Source organism: Tunturiibacter gelidiferens (assembly GCF_014201335.1).
In the GTDB taxonomy this organism is placed as follows: domain Bacteria; phylum Acidobacteriota; class Terriglobia; order Terriglobales; family Acidobacteriaceae; genus Edaphobacter; species Edaphobacter lichenicola_E.
Genome location: NZ_JACHEB010000010.1, coordinates 64,582 through 87,585 on the forward strand (window position 1 = coordinate 64,582; position 23,004 = coordinate 87,585).

Annotated in this window: 26 protein-coding genes and 1 pseudogene; 17 read left to right on the forward strand and 10 right to left on the reverse strand. The window is 53.1% G+C overall.

All coding sequences use genetic code 11. The features are described 5' to 3' along the window. Positions 1–67 precede the first annotated feature (67 nt). The 6 genes from HDF14_RS19010 (at position 68) to HDF14_RS26795 (ending at position 4,519) form a co-directional block, all read left to right on the forward strand. The gene (locus tag HDF14_RS19010; protein WP_260698400.1) at positions 68–712 is read left to right on the forward strand and encodes a response regulator; all 645 of its coding nucleotides are present in this window, start codon (positions 68–70) and stop codon (positions 710–712) included. A 252-nt stretch (positions 713–964) separates the two neighbouring features. Further along, positions 965–1,408, forward strand: a complete 444-nt coding sequence (locus HDF14_RS19015; RefSeq protein WP_260698401.1) for a hypothetical protein — start codon at positions 965–967, stop codon at positions 1,406–1,408. A 206-nt stretch (positions 1,409–1,614) separates the two neighbouring features. Beyond that, the gene (msrB, locus tag HDF14_RS19020; RefSeq protein WP_183979827.1) at positions 1,615–2,073 is read left to right on the forward strand and encodes a peptide-methionine (R)-S-oxide reductase MsrB; all 459 of its coding nucleotides are present in this window, start codon (positions 1,615–1,617) and stop codon (positions 2,071–2,073) included. A 2-nt stretch (positions 2,074–2,075) separates the two neighbouring features. Then, positions 2,076–2,576 (forward strand): peptide-methionine (S)-S-oxide reductase MsrA, encoded by a 501-nt coding sequence (gene msrA / locus HDF14_RS19025; protein ID WP_183979829.1) that lies wholly within the window; start codon positions 2,076–2,078, stop codon positions 2,574–2,576. A gap of 190 nt (positions 2,577–2,766) precedes the next feature. Beyond that, positions 2,767–4,326, forward strand: coding sequence for an MOSC domain-containing protein (locus HDF14_RS19030; RefSeq protein WP_260698402.1), 1,560 nt, complete (start codon positions 2,767–2,769; stop codon positions 4,324–4,326). A gap of 34 nt (positions 4,327–4,360) precedes the next feature. After that, positions 4,361–4,519, forward strand: a complete 159-nt coding sequence (locus tag HDF14_RS26795) for a 2Fe-2S iron-sulfur cluster-binding protein (RefSeq protein ID WP_313899630.1) — start codon at positions 4,361–4,363, stop codon at positions 4,517–4,519. Between the two features lie 97 nt (positions 4,520–4,616). Here HDF14_RS26795 and HDF14_RS19035 read toward each other — a convergent pair whose 3' ends face one another. Together HDF14_RS19035 and HDF14_RS27675 are read right to left on the reverse strand one after the other, a co-directional pair. Then, positions 4,617–5,507, reverse strand: a complete 891-nt coding sequence (locus HDF14_RS19035) for an alpha/beta fold hydrolase (RefSeq protein ID WP_183979831.1) — start codon at positions 5,505–5,507, stop codon at positions 4,617–4,619. Between the two features lie 44 nt (positions 5,508–5,551). Then, positions 5,552–5,863: a DUF1427 family protein gene (locus HDF14_RS27675; protein ID WP_406707242.1), complete on the reverse strand. Its 312-nt coding sequence runs from the start codon at positions 5,861–5,863 to the stop codon at positions 5,552–5,554. Positions 5,864–6,146: 283 nt separating this feature from the next. On the opposite strand from HDF14_RS27675, the gene HDF14_RS19045 reads away from it, so the two are divergent. Next, the gene (locus HDF14_RS19045; RefSeq protein WP_183979834.1) at positions 6,147–7,031 is read left to right on the forward strand and encodes an alpha/beta fold hydrolase; all 885 of its coding nucleotides are present in this window, start codon (positions 6,147–6,149) and stop codon (positions 7,029–7,031) included. A gap of 202 nt (positions 7,032–7,233) precedes the next feature. On the opposite strand, the gene HDF14_RS19050 is transcribed toward HDF14_RS19045, so the two are convergent. Next, on the reverse strand, positions 7,234–7,419 hold the full coding sequence (locus HDF14_RS19050; protein ID WP_183979837.1) for a hypothetical protein: 186 nt from the start codon (positions 7,417–7,419) through the stop codon (positions 7,234–7,236). A gap of 89 nt (positions 7,420–7,508) precedes the next feature. Here HDF14_RS19050 and HDF14_RS19055 point away from each other — a divergent pair, with 89 nt between their 5' ends. Both HDF14_RS19055 and HDF14_RS19060 read left to right on the forward strand, forming a co-directional pair. Further along, the gene (locus tag HDF14_RS19055; protein WP_183979839.1) at positions 7,509–7,778 is read left to right on the forward strand and encodes a hypothetical protein; all 270 of its coding nucleotides are present in this window, start codon (positions 7,509–7,511) and stop codon (positions 7,776–7,778) included. An 8-nt stretch (positions 7,779–7,786) separates the two neighbouring features. Next, positions 7,787–8,044: a hypothetical protein gene (locus tag HDF14_RS19060; protein ID WP_183979840.1), complete on the forward strand. Its 258-nt coding sequence runs from the start codon at positions 7,787–7,789 to the stop codon at positions 8,042–8,044. Between the two features lie 107 nt (positions 8,045–8,151). Here the strand turns inward: HDF14_RS19060 and HDF14_RS19065 are convergent, their stop codons facing one another. The 3 genes from HDF14_RS19065 to HDF14_RS19075 form a co-directional block, all read right to left on the reverse strand. After that, positions 8,152–9,612, reverse strand: coding sequence for a dihydrolipoyl dehydrogenase family protein (locus HDF14_RS19065; RefSeq protein ID WP_183979842.1), 1,461 nt, complete (start codon positions 9,610–9,612; stop codon positions 8,152–8,154). A gap of 129 nt (positions 9,613–9,741) precedes the next feature. Next, a complete protein-coding gene (locus HDF14_RS19070; protein WP_313899631.1) occupies positions 9,742–10,437 on the reverse strand; it encodes a bifunctional transcriptional activator/DNA repair enzyme AdaA in 696 nt (231 codons plus the stop codon). Between the two features lie 293 nt (positions 10,438–10,730). Beyond that, positions 10,731–11,513 carry a DeoR/GlpR family DNA-binding transcription regulator gene (locus HDF14_RS19075; RefSeq protein ID WP_183979844.1) on the reverse strand — a complete coding sequence of 261 codons (783 nt, stop codon included), beginning with the start codon at positions 11,511–11,513 and terminating at the stop codon, positions 10,731–10,733. 96 nt (positions 11,514–11,609) lie between these two features. Here HDF14_RS19075 and HDF14_RS19080 point away from each other — a divergent pair, with 96 nt between their 5' ends. Continuing rightward, positions 11,610–12,572 carry a helix-turn-helix domain-containing protein gene (locus HDF14_RS19080; protein ID WP_183979847.1) on the forward strand — a complete coding sequence of 321 codons (963 nt, stop codon included), beginning with the start codon at positions 11,610–11,612 and terminating at the stop codon, positions 12,570–12,572. Between the two features lie 8 nt (positions 12,573–12,580). On the opposite strand, the gene HDF14_RS19085 is transcribed toward HDF14_RS19080, so the two are convergent. Continuing rightward, complete coding sequence (locus tag HDF14_RS19085; protein ID WP_183979849.1) at positions 12,581–13,045, reverse strand: DUF1348 family protein; 465 nt, start codon at positions 13,043–13,045, stop codon at positions 12,581–12,583. An 11-nt stretch (positions 13,046–13,056) separates the two neighbouring features. Continuing rightward, entirely contained in the window at positions 13,057–13,701 is a 645-nt protein-coding gene (locus HDF14_RS19090; RefSeq protein WP_183979851.1) for a pyridoxamine 5'-phosphate oxidase family protein, read from the reverse strand. Positions 13,702–14,377: 676 nt separating this feature from the next. Here HDF14_RS19090 and HDF14_RS19095 point away from each other — a divergent pair. Further along, positions 14,378–15,337, forward strand: coding sequence for an alpha/beta fold hydrolase (locus HDF14_RS19095; RefSeq protein WP_313899632.1), 960 nt, complete (start codon positions 14,378–14,380; stop codon positions 15,335–15,337). Positions 15,338–15,530: 193 nt separating this feature from the next. On the opposite strand, the gene HDF14_RS19100 is transcribed toward HDF14_RS19095, so the two are convergent. Next, positions 15,531–16,232, reverse strand: a complete 702-nt coding sequence (locus HDF14_RS19100) for a hypothetical protein (RefSeq protein ID WP_183979855.1) — start codon at positions 16,230–16,232, stop codon at positions 15,531–15,533. Between the two features lie 692 nt (positions 16,233–16,924). Between HDF14_RS19100 and HDF14_RS27680 the strand changes: the two genes are divergently transcribed. The 4 genes from HDF14_RS27680 to HDF14_RS19115 all read left to right on the forward strand — a co-directional run bounded on the left by HDF14_RS27680 (position 16,925) and on the right by HDF14_RS19115 (position 19,887). Continuing rightward, entirely contained in the window at positions 16,925–17,182 is a 258-nt protein-coding gene (locus tag HDF14_RS27680) for a helix-turn-helix domain-containing protein (protein WP_183979857.1), read from the forward strand. Beyond that, on the forward strand, positions 17,179–17,772 hold the full coding sequence (locus tag HDF14_RS26800; RefSeq protein ID WP_260698403.1) for a hypothetical protein: 594 nt from the start codon (positions 17,179–17,181) through the stop codon (positions 17,770–17,772). The genes HDF14_RS27680 and HDF14_RS26800 overlap by 4 nt, the downstream gene beginning before the upstream one ends. A 20-nt stretch (positions 17,773–17,792) precedes the next feature. Beyond that, positions 17,793–18,437, forward strand: coding sequence for a tyrosine-type recombinase/integrase (locus HDF14_RS26805; protein WP_260698404.1), 645 nt, complete (start codon positions 17,793–17,795; stop codon positions 18,435–18,437). 331 nt (positions 18,438–18,768) lie between these two features. After that, on the forward strand, positions 18,769–19,887 hold the full coding sequence (locus tag HDF14_RS19115) for a Fic family protein (protein WP_313899633.1): 1,119 nt from the start codon (positions 18,769–18,771) through the stop codon (positions 19,885–19,887). A 1,142-nt stretch (positions 19,888–21,029) separates the two neighbouring features. On the opposite strand, the gene HDF14_RS27685 is transcribed toward HDF14_RS19115, so the two are convergent. Further along, the gene (locus tag HDF14_RS27685; RefSeq protein ID WP_183979861.1) at positions 21,030–21,380 is read right to left on the reverse strand and encodes a DUF2934 domain-containing protein; all 351 of its coding nucleotides are present in this window, start codon (positions 21,378–21,380) and stop codon (positions 21,030–21,032) included. A 193-nt stretch (positions 21,381–21,573) separates the two neighbouring features. Here HDF14_RS27685 and HDF14_RS19125 point away from each other — a divergent pair, with 193 nt between their 5' ends. Both HDF14_RS19125 and HDF14_RS26810 read left to right on the forward strand, forming a co-directional pair. After that, a complete protein-coding gene (locus tag HDF14_RS19125) occupies positions 21,574–22,491 on the forward strand; it encodes a DUF72 domain-containing protein (RefSeq protein WP_313899634.1) in 918 nt (305 codons plus the stop codon). Positions 22,492–22,529: 38 nt separating this feature from the next. Further along, a pseudogene (locus HDF14_RS26810) lies at positions 22,530–22,799 on the forward strand (DUF763 domain-containing protein). The last annotated feature ends 205 nt before the right edge of the window (positions 22,800–23,004 follow it).

Below are 23,004 nucleotides of genomic sequence, written 5' to 3' on the forward strand. Positions count from 1 at the left end.
TGTCCCCCACTGTGAACGAGGACAGGGTTGGCGTAGACAATTAGAAAGCGGTTCGTGATTCACGAATATGATGCAACAACTTGATGACCGCAAGAAGCCAATTCGAGTCATGACGGTTGAGGACCACCCCATCTTTCGGAGTGGTCTCGAAACGCTTATATCCTCTCAACCGGATATGGAACTGGTTGCCCAGGCAGAAACAGCTGATGGGGCACTCAGTGAATACAGGCGTCTCAAGCCAGATGTTGTTCTCATGAACCAGAGGCTTCCAGGTACGAACGGTACAGAAACTCTGCTCGCGATCCGTAAGCTATCCCGCGACAGTCGCATTATCATCGTGACAACTTCACGAGGAGACATCGAGATTCAACGTGCGCTACGGGCCGGAGCCGCTGGTTATGTCCTGAAGAACACATCTAAAGATGAGTTGATCAAGAGCATCCGAACCGTCTCGAAAGGGAAGAAATATATCCCTCCCGAGGTTGCCGGTATGGTGGCTGAACATTGGGGAAAGGAAGAACTCACTCTCCGCGAGACCGAAGTGCTGTCGCTCATCCGGGATGGCACGAAAAACAAAGAGATAGGAAGTCAGTTGGGTATTTCGGAGACGACAGTCAACTTCCATATCAAAAACATCGCGGACAAGCTTCAGGCGAGAGACCGGACGCATGCTGTAACGTTGGCGGTCCGTAGAGGTTTGCTTGAGATGTAGTCACTATCTTCGAGTCTGTCTTGGCGAACTTGCATGAGTCCACGTATGACATCCACCGTGAACCGATTGGAGCCTCGATGGCCTGCATCTATTGCTCTCCTTTCAGTGGGCGGGTTGCGTCTGATCTTACCCAGGGCCTTTTCGTTTGGTCCAAATTGGGTGCTCCTTGTGGTGGTCGGATTGTTGGTTGTTCCTATCGTTTGGGCTCATTACGGAGGTCTGGACGTTCTCAACAGAATCCTTGGCCACTTAGTGACCTCGATCGTCACGGCCGACATGATCTGGTCCCTATCCTTGCTGATCACGACAATTCCAGATCGCAAAATCGCTCCTCAGGAGATGCTTCGTTCCGCTGCTGCTCTCTGGATAGCTAATATCCTTGTCTTCGCATCCTGGTATTGGCGCCTCGATGCGGGTGGCCCTCGCGAACGCGAGATGCGTGGTGTTCACACCGATGGGGCTTTCCTGTTTCCGCAGATGACGCTCGATCGGGACGCAAAGCGAGATATGGGCGAGGATCAGTGGAGTCCAGGTTTTATCGATTATTTGTTTCTCGCGTTCAACGTAAGTACAGCATTTTCGCCCAGCGATTCGCCCATTCTCTCGCGTTGGGCAAAGACTTTGGTGATGATTCAGGCTCTGATTTCTTTCACCACGGTGGCACTACTTGCGGCTCGCGCAATCAATATTCTTTAGGTCGGTATCAGGAAGGGTCCGATGAAAACTACAGCAAATGTACTGAATCTTTAGATTTGTGAACCGGAACGCTTCGAGACACAATCCAAATGCCCTTGAACGTTTACTCGCCTCGTGAGCTTAGAACTGTGAACTTGTCAAGACCTCGATTGCGGATCGTGCTTCGAGCCATTTCAAGATAGATCAACCGTTAGAGAAAGGAAAATATGCCCGAATATCAGAAGAATCCAGACGCCCTGTCCAAATTGTCTCCGGAACAGTATCGTGTCACGCAGCGTGATGGTACGGAACGCCCATTCGAGAACGAATATTGGGATAACAAGAAGCCTGGCATCTACGTGGATGTTGTATCTGGCGAGCCACTCTTTGCCTCGACCGACAAGTTTGAAAGCCATTCCGGATGGCCGAGCTTCACAAAACCTATCGATTCCGATCATGTCATCGAAAATACGGATACAAGTCTGGGGATGGCGCGCACTGAAGTGCGCTCAACTCACGGGGACAGCCACCTCGGACATGTTTTCCCTGATGGGCCCCGAGAAGCCGGTGGATTGAGGTATTGCATCAACTCCGCTTCTCTTCGTTTTATCCCCCTCGACGAGCTCGAGAGCGAGGGTTACGGAAAGTTCAACAAGCTATTCGAATCATCCGAAGGGAAAGTCTAAACATGAATCAAGCTAATGAGACCGCAATTTTGGCCGGAGGTTGTTTTTGGGGGATGCAGGATCTGCTCCGTCGTTACTCTGGAGTCATCTCGACGCGGGTGGGATATACCGGAGGAGATGTTGCTAACGCGACCTATGGCAACCATGGCACCCACGCGGAAGCCATTGAGATCATTTTTGATCCCCAAAAGCTAACCTATCGGAACGTCCTTGAATTCTTCTTCCAGATCCACGATCCGACGACGCCGTACAGGCAGGGCAACGATCAGGGAGCCAGCTATCGATCTGCCATCTTCTATCGCAATGAGGAACAACGGCAGATCGCGGAGAAGACGATCTCAGACATTGAAGCCTCTGGAATCTGGCCGGGCAAGATCGTCACCGAGATCGCTCCAGCGGGGCCCTTTTGGGAAGCGGAGCCAGAACATCAGGACTATCTCGAGCGTCATCCCAACGGTTACACGTGCCATTTCATTCGACCGGCATGGAAGATAGCCAGCTAAGCACATTGGAGAGCTTCAGCAGCGAAGCAGAGGGCAGTCCATTTGCGCGCTCACGGCTTCTGAGTGTGACCTCGATGAAAAATGGACTCGTAATGCGGGCGTCCTCAAAACTCTTGGTTTACGGGTAGCGTTCATCGCGATAAGAACGCTAAGCTATCTGCCGCAAACCTGTTGGAAGGTAATACATGCGATGAAGCTGGTATCAATCAACGCTGGTCTTCCTCGCGATGTGGAGTGGGGAGGCAAGATAGTCAGGACGGGAATTTGGAAAGTTGCCGTCAGTGGGCGTGTCTTTGCGGGAAAGCACGGACTTGAAGGAGATGGACAAGCGGATCTGGTAGGGCATGGTGGAGAACATCGCGCCTTAATGGTCTATCAACTCGAATCCTACCGTTATTGGGAAGCTCATTTGGAACGGAGCGATTTCGTGTTCGGCCAGTTCGGAGAGAATCTCACCGTCGACGGTTTGGCAGACAACGAAGTCTGTATTGGTGACCGGTTTCGCATCGGAGGTGCCGTTTTTGAGATTACACAGCCCAGGGTCACCTGTTACAAAGTCGGCATCCGGATGAATGAGTCTCGGATGCCCGCACTCTTGGTAGCGCATCGGCGTCCGGGTTTCTACTTCCGCGTAATTGAAGAGGGGATAATCGAGGCCGGAGATTTGATTAAGAAGATTTTGGACGGCCCCGAGCGAATGACAGTGGCCGAGATCGACTCACTTCTCTACACCGCAGACCATCCGGCTGTTTCCCTCGCGAAGGCCCTCAGTATCCCTTCGTTGAGCCAGGGATGGCAGAATTCGTTCAAGGATCTGTTGAATTCCGCTGCCTCAGGTGAAACATCGGGGAATGCGGATCTGGTCGCGCAGCCTCTTGCTCCTCCAGCCTGGACTGGGTTTCGTAAGTTACGAGTGCAAGCGGTGAAACAGGAGAGTGAAGACGTTCGTTCCTTTGAACTGGCAATGGAAGATGGTACCCACGTTCCCGATTTCTTTCCCGGACAACACATCGCAGTGAAGTTGCGGATCACTGCATCGAGCTCACCTATCACCCGTATGTACTCCTTAAGCGGAGCAGTGGGCGACCCAATCTATCGAATCGGAGTAAAGCGCGAAAAACAGGGAGTGGCGAGCGGGTATTTGCACCAGAGCGTGAAAACTGGCGATCTGATCGAAGCAAGTGCACCAAGGGGAACATTTGTCCTCGTCGAAGAATCGAATCCACTCGTCCTTTTAAGCGCGGGCGTTGGGATTACGCCAATGCTGGCGATGCTGCATTCGGCGGTCTCGAACCTCTCTCGAATGTCACGGGAGATCTGGTGGATTCATTCGGCACAGAATTCCAGTCACTATCCCTTCGCGAAGGAGGTCTCCGATCTCATCGCCGGCATCACACGGGTGCATTTTGCCCGGATCTTTAGTCGGCCAACCGGTGAAGAACTCCAGGGACGCGATTTCGAAGAACTGGGCCATCTTGATATGTCGATGCTCGAGAGGCTCGGGGTGCCGAAGAACGCTGCTTTTTACATGTGCGGACCTGGTGCTTATCTCACGAGTCTTTCAGAACTCCTTCTCGTATGCGGCATTGCGAACTCTGATGTCCACGTCGAAGCCTTCGGGCCATCTGCCGCACCAGCCGGTCAGTCCGCGCACTCCAAACCATCCACCTCAAGACCCGGGGGAATCCGGTCCACTCGTAACTTTCGTCAAGAGTGGCGTTTCCTTTCATTGGGCTGCGCAGTTTCATAATCTGCTTGAGGCAGCGGAAGCATGTGACGTTCCTGTGCGGTGGTCTTGCCGTTCGGGAGTCTGTCATAACTGCGAGAGTGGCGTCATTAGTGGCGAGTTGAAGTATTCGCCGGAGCCAATCGATCCACCCTCCTCTGATCGGGCTCTTATCTGCTGCGCGTGTCCGACTTCAGATATCGAGTTGGATTTGTGAGGCTTCTTCGAGCGCCTCCGGATGAAGGCGCTCAAAGAAGTATGTCTTCTCAGAACGTTGTGGGCCGAGCAATTGCGGCCATATCGTCGGGTTACGCCTACTTGTGAAAGTAGCGGTTGATGTGGTCCGCGATCTCGTCGCAGTGCGTCTCAAGCGCGAAATGCCCGGTGGGGAGCATATACGTCTCAAGGTTCTTCAGGTCCTGCTTATAGGCTTCGGCACCCGGCGGCGGGAAGATGAAATCCTTCTCCCCCCAGACGATCAATGTCGGGGGTTGGTATTTGCGAAAGAACTCCTGAAACTGGGGGTAAAGAGGAACGTTCGTCCTATAGTCGTAAAACATGTCGAGTTGAACTCTGTCGTTGTCGGGCCGATCAAGTCCGTATTGATCCAGTATCCAGGCCGTTGGATCGAGTAGGGAAGTATCGGAGACGCCATTCTGGTATTGCCATTTCGTCGCGTCCAGTTTGACGAGATGCGCAATACCAGCTTCGCTCTCGGGGGAATGATCGTTCCAATACTTCTTGATGGGGTCCCAAAATTCTAGAAGACCACCGTCATAGGCGTTCCCGTTCTGAATGACGAAGCCCGCGACCTTTTCAGGATGGCGCAATGCAAGCCGATAGCCGATTGGAGCGCCGTAGTCCATAACGTACATGAAGAACTTTGTGAGTCCAAGATGCTTTACAAGCTTCTCGACAAAGTTAGTTTGGTTTTCGAAGGTGTAAGCGAATTTCTTCGGATCAGGCATGCTGCTGAGTCCGTATCCGACGTAATCGGGCGCAATTACATGGAAGTTCGGGGAGAGTTTCGCAATCAGGTTCCGAAACATGTTCGAGGAGGTTGGAAATCCGTGCAGAAGGAGCATCACCGGAGCATCGGGTGATCCTGCTTCACGGTAGAAAACCTCCTGCTCATCTATGGCTACGGTCTTGTAGTGGACGGGATAAGACTTGGTTGGGGATGATGGTGTGGCAGTGGTCGTCATTAGGCTTCTCCGGTGGATGCTGTTGGTTATGGTCAACGCAAAAACTACTGCTCTTGCGGTTGTTTCGGCGCACAGGAAACTCCCGTCGGCCCGCCACAAAGGGATTGCGTTGTCGCGGCCCCTTTGGAGAGGATCTTTCTGGAAATGACCCAATCAGTGGCAAGATAGCCGAGGGTCATGGCTACGACGAGAAGCGCCCCTTGAATCTTTGGCGGACTAGGTAATGGAATATCGACCCAGCGGCACATCGCTCCAATCGCGAGCGACAATGCACATCCAATTGCAAGTTTCCCTATCATTCGTGCTCCCATCGTGGACTGAATATCCAGGTTCCGGCGCGTAACTCCCTTTCTCATGGGCACAGACTTCCGTCACCGATTACTGAATCTTTTGTCCGAGATGAGAGCTCCACGTTGGATGCGGGGTTACATTTTATTTGCGAATTTTCACGTTAGCTCTCGGACATGGAATGACCAGAATCGCTTCAAGATTCAAAAACCAGATCCCGAAACTGTCGAGTCTCTCTGGGACTGCTTCGGATCAACTCAAAGATTTTGTAACCCGCGCACCTATTCCAGGCTCTTATCTGGGCAATTCATACCGTATTGCACAACATACTTTCGATTGGGGCTTTCTACTATGTCAACTTCCAAGAGCATGATCCCTCACACATCCCTGCGCCGGGTGTCAGCGGACGGCGTTTCCGTTTTCTATCGTGAAGCGGGGCCGGCTGATGGCCCGGTCGTTTTGCTGCTTCACGGATTTCCAACGTCCTCATTTCAATTCAAGGAATTGATCCTCCGTCTTGCGGACAAGTACAGGGTGATCGCTCCGGATCTTCCCGGTTTCGGATTCACCGAAGTACCAGCCGAGAGAAAGTACACCTATACGTTCGACTCCCTCGCGAAGACAATCGAAGCGTTTACAGATGCGCTCAACTTGCAGCGATATGCTCTCTACATCTTCGACTTTGGCGCGCCTACCGGACTTCGTCTGGCACTCTCACGTCCCGAGCGAGTATCCGCGATCGTTTCGCAAAACGGAAATGCATATGAGGAAGGCCTGGGCGAGCCATGGGCACCTCTTAAGAAGTGGTGGAAAGAAGACACGGCTGAGAATCGCGACGTGATTCGAGGGTTTCTTGGGGCGGACGGAATTCGATTTCAGTACTTTACCGGTATGCCTGAGCCAGACCGGGTCTCGCCAGAGAGCTACACCCTCGACATCGCGCTCGTTGAGCGTCCTGGGAATATCGACATCCAGCTAGATCTTCATTTCGACTACCGCAATAATGTAACGATTTATCCGAAGTTCCACGAGTACTTCCGGACACATCAGCCTCCGTTCCTTGCAGTCTGGGGCAAGAACGACCCTTTCTTTATACCTGCAGGGGCAGAAGCCTTTAAGAAGGACCTTCCAAAGGCCACAGTTCAATTTGTTGACGCAGGACACTTCGCGCTCGAAACGCATGTTGTGGAGATTGCGGAAGCAATGCGTAGTTTCTTCGAATCAGCCAAGATATAAGATCGACGCGAAAGATCCTGCGATAAAGGCGTGTACGGACGACCAAAGGTGTTCCGAGGGCGCTCTGAAATGACGTTTCAGAGCGGCCTCTGGTCGTTCGACTGGATCGCAGGCAATCATTTCAACGCATCCCGAGCGAGCTCTAACAAGGGGCGGAGGATATTGTTGGAAGCAAACAGGAGGCTGCACTCTTACCGGCCAGTCAGCTTAGTTTGGCGAATTCATCTTCGAGGTGTTTCACGGCATCCTGCAAGATGGCCTCTACTTTTTGAAGAGTAGTCGAATTTCCGCTACCTTCTTCGTCAATTTCAATGTCGAGATCTGCGATCTGTGACTGGAGGGCTAGTATCGTTTTGCGGATGATGATCTTGTCGTCGCTGGCACTCATGTGAGCGAGAGTATCACAAACATATTCGCCAGATCAGCGGCATCCTATCCGAGACAGCAGTAGCAATAACGAACCAGAACGGAGTCAATATGAACGATATCGATCAACATAAACAGATTGCCAGACATCTTGCTGCACGCGCCCTGGTCGCTCTGCGTGCGAACTTCCGCGTTGAACGCATTGCCGTAGTCGACGCGGGCGAACCAACAAGCGGAATCACTTGTGACTGGACGCAGGCGAGGGAGCCTTATCGGAACGATATGAAGCTGATACAACGAGGCTTTGCTTTCGTCTATGTCGGTACGATCGTTGATCAGAAACAGACGGAACCGCTATCGGAGTCGATCTCGAAGCACTGAACTCCGACATGACGAGCGCGCAGGAGGCGCGTGAAGCTGCAGTGCAGTGGGGGCTTGTTCCCAGTCTCAGAGACACCAACCCATTTGCTCATGTCGGCTACAAGCTCGCTTCGCGATTCATCAGAGTGGACGAAGCTGCAATTGATCATCTCGCCGACTATCTATTGGCAGAACGCACACTCGATGAGCAGCAACTCCTCGCCCGGTTCGAGCGTCATGCTACCCCGCTGTCACTCGAGGAACTGGAACAATCTATTACCTACTAAACATCGGGACAGGGTGGGTCTTCAAGCCTAGCCTGCCGCGTGAATGGCTAGACAGCTGGATAGTCTGATAGAAGCGATGACCCTTGCGAATCTGGCGACGACATGATCTACGTTATTTCGCTACCGGTCAGCTGCGACAAGAATAGGAACTTCAGCCCTTCTGCCATCGTCGGATGGGTAAGAATGGCATCCGTAAGCGCGATGTAGGGAAGTCCAGCAATCATTGCCATCTGTACCGCTGCCATGACTTCGCCTGCGTTGGCACCGAACGACAGAAAGCCGATAATCTTACCGGAGTCGGGTGCCACCAGGGCCTTCATGAACCCTCGTTTCTCCATCGTTGCTCGTGCGCGAAGTACGACACCTATCGGCAATTTGAAAAGACGATACTTGATACCGCGGGCCTTGGCTTCCGTCTCATTCAATCCGACACGGGCCAGCTCCGGATCAAGAAAGAGACAGAAAGGAATCAGTCTTCCTTCGGTACTCTTGTGGCCGCCGCTGACGTTGTCCGTGAATACCTGAAAGTCGTGGAAGGCCGCGTGAGTGAACTTTGGGGTTCCGGCAACATCGCCCACTGCCCAGACGCCGGAGGCCGTCGTCTGAAGGTGTTCGTTGACCCGGATGTATCCCTCCGCATTGGTCTCGACGCCTGCCGAGTCCAGTCCAAGTCCGTCTGTGTTTGGGATCCTCTTCGTCGTAACTAAGATGTGAGTCGCATTGAGGGTTACTTGTCTGCCGCTCTGATCGATCGTGAGAGACACCTGTTTCCCTGATTCACCGGAGACATAGGCAACTGTCGCCTCAAGAAGCAATTCGATACCCTCGTAGCGCAGCAGATCAAGGACTGCCTCACTGACGTCCGGGTCTTCCTGCTTCAAGATCCGCTCGCCCCGATCGATGAGGGTAACTCTGCTGCCGAGGCGTCTCATAGCCTGTGCAAATTCCAACCCAACATAACCAGCTCCAAGAATCACGAGATGATCTGGAATAATGCCCAACTCGAGTGCTTCAATGTGGGTTAGGGGATTCGATTCCCGTAACCCAGGCGTCTCATCGATGACAGCGCGGCTACCCGTACCGATCAATATTTGAGTTCCCTCGAGAAGGCGCTTCTTGCCGTCATTAGTGATGACTTCTACCAGCTTCGGACCGACCATGCGCCCGACTCCTAGGATGAGCTCACCTCCTGTCAAGCGAAACAGATTCGAGTCCCCTTCGATCTCGCCATTGACCATCTGCCGTTTTCGTTCGCGGACTCCGGACATATTAACTGTGAGGTTTGTGGCCTCCATCCCGAATTCCTTGAGCCGATGCGCATACGAAGATATCTGCGCTGTGTAAATCAGGTTCTTTGAAGGAAGACAAGCAATGTTGTTACAGGCACCTCCGATGTACTGACGTTCAATGACTGCAATGCGCCATCCCAGCTTGCCAAGCGTCCATGCGGAAAGTTTGGCTCCCGTACCACTGCCTATGATGACAAGATCGTACTTTTCAGGCGAGACTTCAGGCGTGGTCTGAACGGCCGTCGACGTAACGTGAGCTTCCTGACTCCTTGAATCCATGGAAAATCCTCATAAATCCTGGCACAATCGCCTTTGTCTTGGAAAGATCGCTGAGATGGTTGGGACCACCCCAAAGTTGGGGGATATATCAGTCAGCGTCCAGGGGCGGATCGTACTCTCCGCGACGGGCTAGTCTGTTTTGGCTTGCACAGTCGAAGAGCGCCTGTTGCGCCTTTGGAATATTGGCTGGGTAGGCCTTCTTAGGGCTTCCGGATCCTCCCCCATCAGAATCGAACAAACACCTTTGTTGCTTTGGGCCACCAGGATCGAGCCCAACGAAGCTTTGCCGATCGCGAAAAAAATGTCTGTGTCGGATCCACCTTCACGAAACTTGGTCGGCGTCATCCCGAGGACGCGGTTTGTAGTCTCGTAAAAACGACCGCTTGAATTAAAACCTGCGTCATAAATAGCGTCTGTCACGGTGGTACTCCTCTCTAATGAGGCTCGCACCCGTTGATTCCTGTGCGCCTTCGCATAGGCCGTGGGTGTAAGTCCGGTTATTGACTTGAAGGTTCGGTGAAAATGAAACGGGCTCATCTCAGCCTGTTTCGCAAGATGTTTCAGCGTCAGCACCTGTTCGGACCTCTCGATCAAACGACATACTTTGGCGATCTTGAGTGAGTTCTCTGCAGCCAACCCTATCCGATCTGGCTTGCAGCGTTTGCATGCTCGAAATCCAGCTTTTTCCGCGTCTTCGCACGATAAGTGATACTGCACGTTTTCGGGGCGAGCAAGGCGAGCACCACAGGAAGGGCGACAGTACACTCCGGTTGTTTTGACCGAATAGAAAAATTTTCCGTCAGCCTTGGAGTCACGATCGACCACGGAGTGCCATCGTGGATCCTGCTGAGTACTGTTTGCGAGTTCAAGGTTTGTCGCTGCCTTGCTCATCGGAGGTTCCTTTCTGCTTACATAACCAACTTTAGCGACGTTCTTAGAACGCCACACTCCGATTCTTGCTTTTGAATTCAATGATCGAAAGGGGACAGTGCAGGATGGAATTTGAGACGTACCGTAGAGAAGCAAAGATCATTTCGAAAGCGCGCTATACCGGACTCTATGAGGCTCACCACCCTTAGTTCGCCAGAGAATAACTATTTTGGTCGCTTGGGTTGCGCTCAGCCTAGTCGCTTGGCTTTTTTTACGTGAATCCCACGGTCAACGAAAGGTTTGATCGCTCCTCGTGGTGCATCCGGCTCGACGATCAATACCGTAATCGATTTAACCGGGCAGACACGAAAGGGGGCTGACGCATCGAGCTTTTCATTCAAGGCGGCCGTCACCGTCTGCCGCGAGTTTTTTACCAGACACTGCTTAAACGCAGCGTCTTCGGCATCGAAAGCCCATACTCCAGTTTTGGGGTCCATCGCACATAGTCCCAAAAGCAACAGGTCAGGCCGAAGATCCATCATCTGTCGTGTCGCCTCAACTCCCACGGCGGAACCGAGGTGAGGCTTTATCTGTCCACCGATCAAGATCAGTGTGACATCCTCTCGCGTAGCGAGAACTGCGGCGATGGCTGGGTCTTGTGTCGCCACCGTCAAGCCGAAGTGTTTAGGGATCTTACGGGCAGCAGCCAGATTCGTTGTGCCGCCATCGATGAATACAAATTGTCCTTTTGTCACTAGTCCTGCCAGTGCCGTTCCTAATGCGGCTTTCCGATCCGTATTCTCTGCATTTCGCACCGCGATTGCTTCGGAACCTGTCGAAATTGCTAAGGCACCACCGTAGACGCGTTTGCAGAGCCCTCGTTCTGCTAGTTCACGAAGAGCGCGCCGAATCGTGTCCTCCGAGGTCTCGAATTCGATCGCAAGTTCGTTGGCCAGGACACGGCCGTTTCGGCGTACCCGCTCAAGAATCGCGGCCTGACGTTCGGCGGCCATGAGGTCCATTTGGGCCATACCATAACTCTATCCCAGGCAAGAACATGCAGCAACAGGCAGAAACGTGCAATAATTGGTAATTGAGATTGCCAGGGGGTCTAAACTCGGAGATCGATGGAAAACGGCTCAGGGAAGCCAATCTTCGAGAGCAGAGTATGCGGATGGAATAAGAAGACGATGAGCGTGATTTCACGAATCCCGAAGAGCATTGACACCAGCCATGAGCTGATCGGAGATCGGGAGTATTACATGCTCAATCGTACGTGGAACGAGGTCAGCATCCGCTACAACCACTGTCTTCCAACCGCAGAGCTCTCGTGCCTGGATCTCTCCTGCAATACTTTCAAAGTAGTTACATTATTGGGGCGTGCGGGAGGCAGACTTAGCCCAAGGCTCGATCCCAAAAAACCGCTTCCTATGGCGAGTCAGCGACCGGGGTTCTTCTTCTGGATTCCGCCCAACGTGACCTATTGGAGTTGGGCAGAGAAGGTTCGAGCCCTAAGATATCTCGAGGTGCAATTTGACCTTCAGCAGCTCGAACGGATTCTCGGCGATGATCTTGATTTAAAGCGGATCAACCGCCCGAGCGACCCGCGTCACGACGAGCGAATCACAACCTGCGCCGATTTGCTTTCAAACGCATGTCTGGCGGGAGCGGAGGACACACTATATGGGGATAGTCTTGTGACTGCCTTTCTCGCAGCGACTCACAAGGAGTTGAGTCGAGAGGCAACCTCAAACGAAAGCGGCCTTGTGCCGTGGCAACTAAGGCTCGCGAAGTCCTATATCGAAGAATATTTCCGACAAGACATTAGCCTGGCAGAGCTGGCGAAGCTGACGCGGCTCTCGCAATCACGTTTCGCACGTGCATTCCGGATTTCCACGGGTATACCACCTTATTCGTGGGCTCTGCGACGCCGTATTGCAGCTGCTGAACAACTGCTAGCGAACACAAACACGCCGCTCTCGGAGATCGCGATCCAAGTCGGTTTTGCCGATCAGAGCCATCTGACCAAAGCATTCCGAAGAGCAGTGGGGGCGACGCCCGCGACGTGGCGAAGAGACCAAAAGAGGTAAGTTCATCGCTAGAGACCTAGCTGCGAAAGTCCCGGATGATCGTCGGGACGTCGACCAAGAGGCCACTGGTGGAGCCGGTCGTCTTCCTTGATCGGCAGATCATTGATGGAGGCGTGGCGGTGACGCATGATGCCCTGCTCGGTGTACTCCCAGTTTTCATTTCCATACGAGCGATACCACTGACCGGCGTCGTCACGCCATTCGTACGCGAAACGTACGGCAATTCGGTTCTCCCCAAAGGCCCAAAGCTCCTTGATCAACCGGTAGTCGAGCTCGTGGCTCCATTTCTTTTTGAGAAAAGCGACGATTGCTTCTCTCCCATTCACGAACTCAGCTCGATTGCGCCAGAGGCTGTCGACTGTATATGCGAGAGCAACCTGCTCCGGATTGCGCGAATTCCATCCATCTTCCGCTTTGCGCACCTTGGCGATCGCAGTCTCACAGGTAAATGGTGGGACTAGTGGCGTATCCATGGAAACCTCCTTCACTTCGTTTTTGAGTTGGATTGTTGTTGTGGTGTTCTTCTCGACTTCGGCGGATTCTTCGCTGCTTTCATCTGTGCAAGTTCATCCAGAGGTAGGAATTGCAGGATTTCGTCGACGGTGAAGCGTTGTGTGATGTGTTGAGGGCAATTCCAATCGAAGGCATCGATCTGGATCGTAATCACTCTCTCCGGTACGGCGGAACGCTCAGCCGTCTTTAACGTGCGAATCAATTCATCGGCTTCGGATGTGTTTTCAACGATTCGCGCATGACCGAGTATCTTCAACGGTTGTTGGCGAACGTAGTCCATGAGGAACAACGCTACCCGACTATCGGTCTGGAGATTCCCGACACTGATGTATTGTTTATTGCCTCTCAGATCGACAAATCCAATCGTATTGTCGGTAAGGATGCGCAGAAAACCCTTTGGACCCCCTCGATACTGAATGTAAGGCCATCCGGACTCGCTGACGGATGCCATGTAAAATCCATCGCGCTCCATGATGAATTCCTTTTCATAAGGACTTAGGACGTTCCCATCCTCCGCGAAGTCCTCGACACGCTGATATTGTCGCCGACTCCCATGCATCTCTTGGTTGCGCTTCACTTGAGGAGTAAAAGCAATCTGTGCGAATCGCCGCCCCATGCATCTCTCCATCCATAATGACCTATCAGGCCTGTAATGTCCTCGACGCTCGCACGCCGCCACATTGCAGCGGCAACGGCGCGAGACGCTGCAGAAGACCCACCATTGAGAAGCTTATGCTCGATAGGGAAGGATGGTCTTGTCTAATCGGCCACTTTAGAATGATCGTGCGGCCTCAGCATCCGCTCATGTTTGTTCCCAACAGGCTTCGCAAGGCGATCCTCTCGAATGATGCGAGACATAACAATCCTGGAATTGCTTGAAAGGATTGATTGGATTTGTGAATAGACGCGCGACAATTTGCGTTATGCGCGTTTTTCAAAAGAACGAAGCTCGATTGGTTTTATTTCGAACAAGGGCACTCTGTACTTGGATAATGCGTGAACAATAGAGAATGATCGCCGATCGAACGTGGCGCCAATAGAGTAGGTAAGAGAAAAGTGAGATACCTGCATATTTTGCAGGTCGACGCCTAATGGTTTCAAGATTGGCCAGACCGTAAAATGCGGCGATACTGTACGAAGCCTACGCGGCCGTACCTCAAACTCACAGCTAAGGCCTGCCTTAAATTAAGGCAACTTGTCACATTGACATTAATAGGCTAGCCGCCATTGCACAAAAGGCGTGGAGTTTTTGGTGTTCGTTGGTCGAAGGTTAGCGATTGTTGGGAGGACACGTGTTCAATCGGAGAGTATTGCTAAAAGGGACTGGACTGTTCGCAGGCGCACTCGGACTCGGATCCGTTTCCACGACATCTGCCAGTGCGGCTACAAGATTGAATGCCGCTGCACCTACGATACAAAACCTCCTTCTCCCGGTTGGACCCTTTGTATTTTACGCGATTACCTGCGGTCCAACGACTGGTGAGCTGGTATTGTGTCTCCATGGATTTCCAGAATTCAAGGAAGCATGGATACCGGTACTAGAGTCACTGGGAGCGCTTGGATATTACGCGGTGGCTGTCGATCAGCGAGGCTATTCAGCGGGAGCTCGTCCAGACTCAATAGCGGACTATGCCATTGCCAATCTTGTTTCCGATATTGTGGGAATGGCGGCTACGCTCTTAACCCAAACTGGGAACAATACGAAGTTTCATCTCGTCGGTCACGATATGGGTGGTTCGGTAACGTGGGCTGTTGCAGAGCAGCACCCGGAGCTGTTGATTTCTACGACAGTACTTTCGACGCCACATAAAAACGCCTTCGCGGCCGCGTATAACATGAGCGGAAATCCCCAGCAGGCGGCATCTAGCTACATTTCCGTATTGCAAGGAAGTGGAGGGGAAGCATTCATGTTGGCCAATTTCTACGGTTCCTATGGCGGAGTGGTGCCGGATGCAACGTTGTTTGTAAGTCGGTTTCAGAACGATCCTGGCGCATTGACTGCCGCATTGAACTGGTATCGCGCCGAGAACTTCACGGCTGAGGATGGCACGGTTGTCACTGCGCCGGTGACCTATATCTGGGGAAGCCAGGATCCATTTTTATTGAAAGAGTCGGCTGTAAATACGGCGAACTTCTGCTCTGGGCCGTATCAGTTTGTCCAGCTCCCCGGACATGCACACTTTTTGGCCGACGAGGTCCCTCAAGACATTGCAAGCTTGCTTCAACAGCAGTTCGCCGCCAAGCTGACCTGACATGATTGGCGGTCCGTCAGATTCCGATACGGAACCATGGAATAGTAACAAAACGGGGGAAGTTTTCGTCGCAGCTTTGATCTTCCCGATGTCGCTTGGGTACGCAGTAACCCTTACCACTCGTCTGGGTCAGCCTCCTCTTCACGCTCCGCAGCGGCCAGGCGATATCGCGCCAAGCTAAAAGTCAACTGCATCATCGTACGAGGTAGTTGCCGATTTCGATCCACCAGGTTGATTGGTGAGCGTACGTATACTCTGCGATGACTTGCATGAAGATCATCGTGGGGAGAGCATAGAGATAGACCCTGTGAATACGGCGTTCCACGATCATGTCTCGGAGTACGCCTAAGAGAATCAAAGCATCCACCCCAGCTGGAGCAAAGAGGTTGGGCAGACTTGGAATGCGTCCGAAAGCTGCTTCCGTGAGTGCACATGTGGCGATCAGCATAAGACGGCGATGAAAATCTGGACGCCTGCGCCAATAGATCGCCAAAGCAAATGGAACCGCAAAGCAGACCAACTCCATCACTTCAACAATCAAGAAGGATACGGTTGGAAATGGAACTTGGCGCTGAATCGCCAATTTCAGAACGGCGGTCGACGTCGTATAGCCGAGGACGACGATGGAGACCGCGAGCCCAGCGCCTACCCAGCCCAGCGTGCGATGCAGACGCACATTGCGCGAGCGTACAAGGGCGGATTGCAGGATGAAAAAAAGCAACCACGCAGAGAAGACAAAGGAGTGCAGATAAACGATCTGCGGAGGCCGGACACGAGGATGGAGCAGATTTTCGTTGATGGTATAGCTAAAGCCGTAGACAACAACGACCGTAATCAACAACGACATGAAGAGATAGAAATAGCGTTCCAGGACGCTCGTTCGCTTTGTTGTCATACTCTCCTACAGCCGCCTGGCTGGTCACTTGCTTTTAGTAGTTAATCTAAAACGATAGGCGACAGCAACAAAGGGCTCTCTCCTAAAGAGGGTACGCCCCATGGGGAGAGTGGTCTTGTCGAATGCGCCGCTTTGGAGCGATCGTGCGGTATCAGCCTACAACTATCAATGTCTATTCTTCACAAGAAATGAATCACTTTCCTGCAAATAGTCCGGGCGGGATTGCCAGGTCATGAAGCGATGCTTCCCAGTTGTTACCAGACTGTACCGGATAATTTCACGGCTCTAGACCTGTAGTTTTTACGGTTAGTCCGAAGGTGGTGTATGGCACAATCTCTCCTTTACCAACCAGGAGACCTCTTCAATGGGCATGGCTCAATCCCGCGCCGCCGAGTTTGTACATAGGAGGGCTATGACCGTTCTTCGAACTCATCAGTGGGAGACGGCAAGCAGATGGACGGCAGTCAATCGTCAATTAGGACCCAAGCCTTCTAGGACGTTTGCGGTGCTGCTTGCTATGGATTGCGCTGCTCGGCACAGCTCGTATTCCTAGTTGGAATAACGCTCACCCTGATTTTCATTGGACGTGTAGCCACACTTGTCACGATCATTGGCTCAATTCGAGTGTTGAGCGGCAGACCTCAGAAGTCTTGATGATGACGCATTTCGACGCTTGGCTTTGGAGTGGCCCAATGGCACAGACGCATTACCTTCTCGATGCACACGAAGCTGCACAAATGCTCCGCATGGATAGGCGGACGCTAGTTCGATGGGCACGTCTCGGCCAAGTCCCGGCTCATCCTATGGGAGAGGGCGAACGGAAGCTCTGGCGCTTCGTAGAACATGAGCTTCTACAGTGGGTTGAAGCCCGTACAATCAGCTCGGAACGGCGACCGCCCGGGAGTACCATCGAGACAGTCATCAGCGCTCATGCGAGGAGAACAGCATGAGCCGTTTTCAACAAGGAAGTCTCTTGAAACAGAAGCGTAAAAGCGGTCCGGACGTATGGGTGTTTCGCTGGTATGACGAGACCAGCGGTAAGCGCACATGCAAGAAACGCAACCTCGGCACAGTGAAGGATCTTCCTTCACGCCGGGATGCGGAGCAGGCCGTGGCCGACTTTCGCGCAAACATCAACGTCGAGGTCAGAGTTCCCTTTACGGTCTCTGAACTCATCGCCCACTATCGCAAACACGAGTTAACCGAGAATAAGAAAGCATTCGCCACGATTGCATCAACCTCGATCTATCTGACCAACCACATCGCTCCGAAGTGGGGTGAGAAGTGGTTGTCAGATGTTCGAACCGTGGAAGTCGAAGAGTGGCTACACTCTCTCCAATACGCTCCGGCCACAAGGAGCAAAATTCGGAACATCATGTCTGCGGTCTTCAACCATGCCATCCGGTATGAATGGATGCTTCGCAACCCCATCACCAAGGTTCGGGCTTCGTCAATGCGGCTTCGGGAGCCAGATGTACTGACGCCCGCCGAATTCGCAGCCTTGGTGGACGAACTGCCACTTCGCGTAAAGCGATGGTGATTTTGGCGGGGAGTACGGGTTTGCGACGGTCGGAACTTGTTGCCCTTACATGGCGAGATGTCGACACGCTCCTGATGCAGGTCAACGTCCTTCGCTCGTGCGTTCGGGGCCGCTTCGGGGATACCAAGACCGAAGCGAGCCCAAAACCTGTTCCATTGCACACGTCAGTCGTCGAGTGTCTCGACGCCTGGAGGAGGGAGTCGCTGTACAACGGCGACGACGATTTTCTCTTTCCGTCAGTTCGAAATGAGGGAAGAACGCCGGTGACTCCCGACATGATTCTGAAAAAGATCATTCGCCCCGCACTCGTCCGGGCGAAGATTACAGGGAAGAGAATCGGATGGCACAGCTTCCGTCACTCTCTGGCGACGAACCTGAGAGCGGCTGGTGCGGATCTGAAGACAGCCCAGGAACTCGTGCGTCACGCGAACTCGCGGATCACCCTCGACATCTATACACGGGCGATCTCAGCGACCAAACGTGAGGCCAACAATAAAGTCATGGAGATGGTGATTGAGGCCGGCAAGACCAGGCTTTCAGCACCCTCGCCCGCACCCTCGCGACGGGAAGCCCACTCATTAGAAGGCAGCAAAAAAGGTGCCGTAAACTCTCAGCACCCTTCAGCACCCTCGCGGGCTACAACTAATCTTGTCACTGTGCCATAAACCTTTTATTTTCTTTGGTTTATGGCGGGGGAAGCCGGGGCTCGAACCCGCGACCTCTGCCGTGACAGTGAACTGGAAATACGTAACTTATTGGAAACAGGCGTAGCGGATGGCTCCTTTAGCGCCCTGAGACACCCAAAGTAACCCTTATTGCACCCTTATCGAACCCACGACCTCTTTCCTGTAGACCTCTGCCCACGACCTCTGCCTTAAGGCAGAGGTCGTGGGTTCGTTAGCGATTTTTTGCGGAGATTTGCCCAAGTTATCTCCGCATGTCCCGCGGAGACAATCTTTCCTAATGCGGAGATTAGGCCTATAATCTCCGCAAGGGGTGCGGAGATTGAGCAGGTACATCCATGAGCTCAAGGCCTGTCCCAACTTCGATTGGGATCGCAAACGCCTGATTGAACCACTAGCTACCGTGCGCCATGAACAGGGGCGATTACTGGGCCGGATGGAAAATCTCGGCTTTCGGCTTCAGCAGGAGGCCCTCTTGATGACCCTCACGGAAGACGTTCTCAAGAGCAGTGAGATCGAGGGCGAAAAGCTCAACGAAGAACTGGTTCGGTCCTCCATCGCAAGACGACTGGGCATGGATATCGGCGGCCTCCAGACCGTCGATCGAAACGTCGAGGGTGTGGTCGAGATGATGCTCGATGCGACGCGCCAATATGACGAGCCCCTGACTGGGGAGCGGCTCTTTGGATGGCATGCCTCGCTCTTCCCAACCGGCCGGAGCGGAATGAAGAAGATCGCTGTCGGCAATTGGCGCAACGATGCTGAAGGTCCCATGCAAGTAGTCTCAGGTCCGGTAGGCCGGCAACATGTTCACTTCGAGGCGCCGGTCGCCAAGCTGCTGAATCACGAGATGCAGACCTTTCTCGACTGGTTCAACGAAGCCAACGAAAAAGACTGGGTCGTGAAAGCCTCCCTGGCCCATCTCTGGTTCGTAACAATTCATCCATTCGACGATGGCAATGGCCGCATCGCGCGCGCTATCGCAGATATGAGTCTTGCTCGGTCGGAACGAAGTTCACGGCGCTTCTACAGCATGTCGGCGCAGATCCAACAAGAACGACGCGCTTACTACGATCATCTTGAGCAGGCCCAGCGCGGCACGATGGACATCACGAATTGGATGGCATGGTTTCTCGACTGTCTGGGTCATGCCATTAACGGCGCGCAAACGACCCTCGCGACCGTACTTGTCAAAGCCCGCTTCTGTGAATCCATCGCCGCCGTTTCCCTCAATGAGCGCCAGAGGCTCGTCCTCAATCGCCTTCTGGACGGATTTGAGGGAAAACTCACGACGTCAAAGTGGGCGAAGCTGGCGAAGTGCTCACAGGATACGGCCACTCGCGACATCCTTGCCCTCGTCCACCAAGGTGTCCTGAAGCGCAATGCCGAGGGTGGTAGAAGCACGAGCTATTCAATTGCTCTCCAACCATAAATCCGTTGATGAACGATCAGCGGAACTTGCCATACAAGGAATAGCGACCAGAGTCTGAGAATCTGCGTGGCACAAATGAACAGGGTCAGCGGCATTCTCAAGCAAAGGGTTCCTGAGCCGTCAGATCATATGTCGGTTCATCAGAACCTCACAGATTACAGGAACTCAGCCCATCCGCTCCACCGTGGAGCTTAGCATCGCAGATTGTTCCGCTATATCCAGAGAGGAAGTAGCGAGTGAGGAAGGCGTTGAGCATTGGCGCTTAGGAAGGTTATCGGGCGGTTCTGGGCGGACTGTATGTCATAGCGCAGCGGGGTGAGTCATGAGCCTCACTTCTTCGGGATCTTCGGCTCGGGGACCGGTGGTGGAATTGGACCGATTTCCGTTCCGCCGTCCTTCGTGCGCTTCATTATCAGTTTTGGAGGTGTCTTTTTATCGGGCAGCTTTGCGGGTTCTGCTTTCCTCATGCTTTTGTCCTCTCGATTCGAGCAAATATCCTACTCCTTAAAACAGTGGCTCATACATGACCGACCAGTCCCGCCGTCGCGCCTTGGTGTTCGGTAAAACAGTGGATTTTCAATCCCGCAATATTCATATCAGCACAGTGCGGTGGCATAGCAGATTCAAAGAGGAGTACGCGAGCGGCCGGGACGTAAAGATTGCCGTCCATGCTTGGCTTCAGTGCGGGAAAACTTTCTTCGCGGGGGAGATCAGCGACGGCACATGGCTCGAAGATTTGAATATCAGTGCTCCGCTCCGAAAACAGTCAGAGATCGGTTCACTAGAACGGAGGAAGGGTACTCGTGCTTTCGTACGCACCGTACGATGTCCCACAAAATGCATGAAATTTGCATCGAAGCCTTAGATCTTGCGCGGTTGCCATAAGGAACATACGAGAAATGGTCACCGGAAATCGAGGCCGCCGACTCCGCTTCTCACGAGTTGGCGGGCTCATCAACATTGGTATTGAGTATTTGGTTCGATGGAGTCGGCGTTGCTTGCTGACGAATGATTGAGGGTGTGCTCCTATATAAGGTAAAGGAGTCGAAGCTACCCGCCAGGGTCAACTACTACTCGTCGACAATTGCGTCCTAAGAATCATCAGCGGCCCTCAAGTTTAGAGAGCCGCTTCATGCTGAGCGCTAGGGAATCGCGGCTAACTCTTGCTCAGCCCGGAACCAATCCTGCTCGTGAGAGCCGTGCTGCCTTCCACGTTGCTCGAAAAACCGATGCGCCAACGAGGATACCTCTTCGTGACTTGGCTCCCGGCGCGATTTTGATGAAGCTGCTTCGTTGCTAGACTTGGCAGAGCCAGACTTTGGTGTACTTGTGGCCCTAACCGCTGGCGCGGCGGGTGTTTTCTCCTCGCCTCCCGCTGTTTTCTTTGCCGCCTTCTTTGGCTTTTTTTCGGTAGTGCTCATGCTGATCTCCTGATTTGGATAGACTCCCGCGTACATGGCCAGTTCTAGAATAGTGGATGAAGAGAACTTCATGTATCAACAACTGCGGATTTAAGGCCTAGTACAGCGGTCAGTCGTATCTGCACAATGCACCCTGGAACGTTTGTTGCGGTGAGCGCATCACAGCATGGCAAGGGAGAATCGCCGTGGGCATCGATCCGTGGGACGATGCAAGCTATGTCACCGCGGAAGTGTTCCCCGCAACGGGTGGAAGGAAACCATATTAGTGGCCGGTAAAGTTCATATTGGTATTTCAGGATGGCGCTATGCTGGTTGGCGGGGCGTGTTCTATCCGCCGAAACTGCCGCAACGCAGCGAGCTAACGTTCGCGGCGAACAACTTCAACTCCATTGAGATCAACGGGACGCACTACTCCCTTCAGAAGCCCGAATACTTCGCAAAATGGGCCGCAGAGACGCCAGATGATTTTGTCTTCGCGGTGAAGGGATCCCGCTTCATCACGCATATGAAAAAGCTCCGGGACGTTGAAGAAGCTCTTGCGAACTTTTTCGCACAAGGGGTTCTGCGTCTTGGGAAGAAGCTGGGCCCGGTGCTATGGCAGTTTCCGCCACAGTTTGTATTCGATCCAGTAAAGCTGGAGACTTTCTTCAAAATGCTACCGAGGACGATGAAGCAAGCAGCTCAACTCGCAGGCGCACATGGGCCGAAGTTGCATGGCCGGGCGCATACAACAGTCGAAGGAGGAACCGCAAAGCAGGAGATCCGGCATTGCGTCGAAATTCGGCACGAGAGTTTTGCTGTCCCGGAGTTCATTCAACTACTACGACGACATCGCATTTGCTCGGTCGTGGCCGACACGGTGGAGTGGCCCTTATTGATGGACGTGACTACCGACTTCGTCTATTGCAGGCTACATGGGTCGGAACAGCTTTACGCCAGCGGCTACGGCGATGCAGCACTTGATCTCTGGGCCGACCGTGTCGCTGCTTGGGCGGGAGGAGAGGATGCGCCGAGTGGCCGGTTCGCTTGCGGGGAACGGTGCAGGAAGATTTCGGCACGCGATATTTATGTTTACTTTGATAACGACACGAAGGTGCGGGCTCCTTTTGATGCAAAGAGCCTGCGGGAACGGGTACAGCGGCGATTGGATCTGCAGACAACGATCGAGCGTCGCTTGATTTGAAGCGAATAAAGAGCGAAAATAGTCAACGAGGCGACGATATGAAGCGCTCAGGTACTGCCGATCTTCCACTTCACGGCGGACGTGTGCCTCCTTGGCTCGCCAGCCGGATGACAGAGCTGGGGACTGCCATCGCCGAACAGGTCATCCTGAACTACGGGCAATCCGAGTTCCTTACGCGACTGAGCGATCCGTTCTGATTCGAGGCATATGGTGCCGTGATCGGTATGGACTGGCACTCCTCCGGTATTACAACCTCGGTGCTCGGCGCGCTAAAGCAAGGAATGAATTCGGGTTACTCAGATTTGTAAAACTGTTACGGGATCTTCAAACGGATGTTGACCCCGAGCCCGAGCGGACTCGTAACGCATCGATCGAATTTGTTCTATTCCCCGTGCGTAATCGACTTCCAATGGCACGAATTGCAAGCAAGTGCAGAACGACGGCAAGCGGTACCAAGAATCCTGGAATGAGCAGGAACGGAAATGTACTTATCATTCGATCGGGAATTTCGGA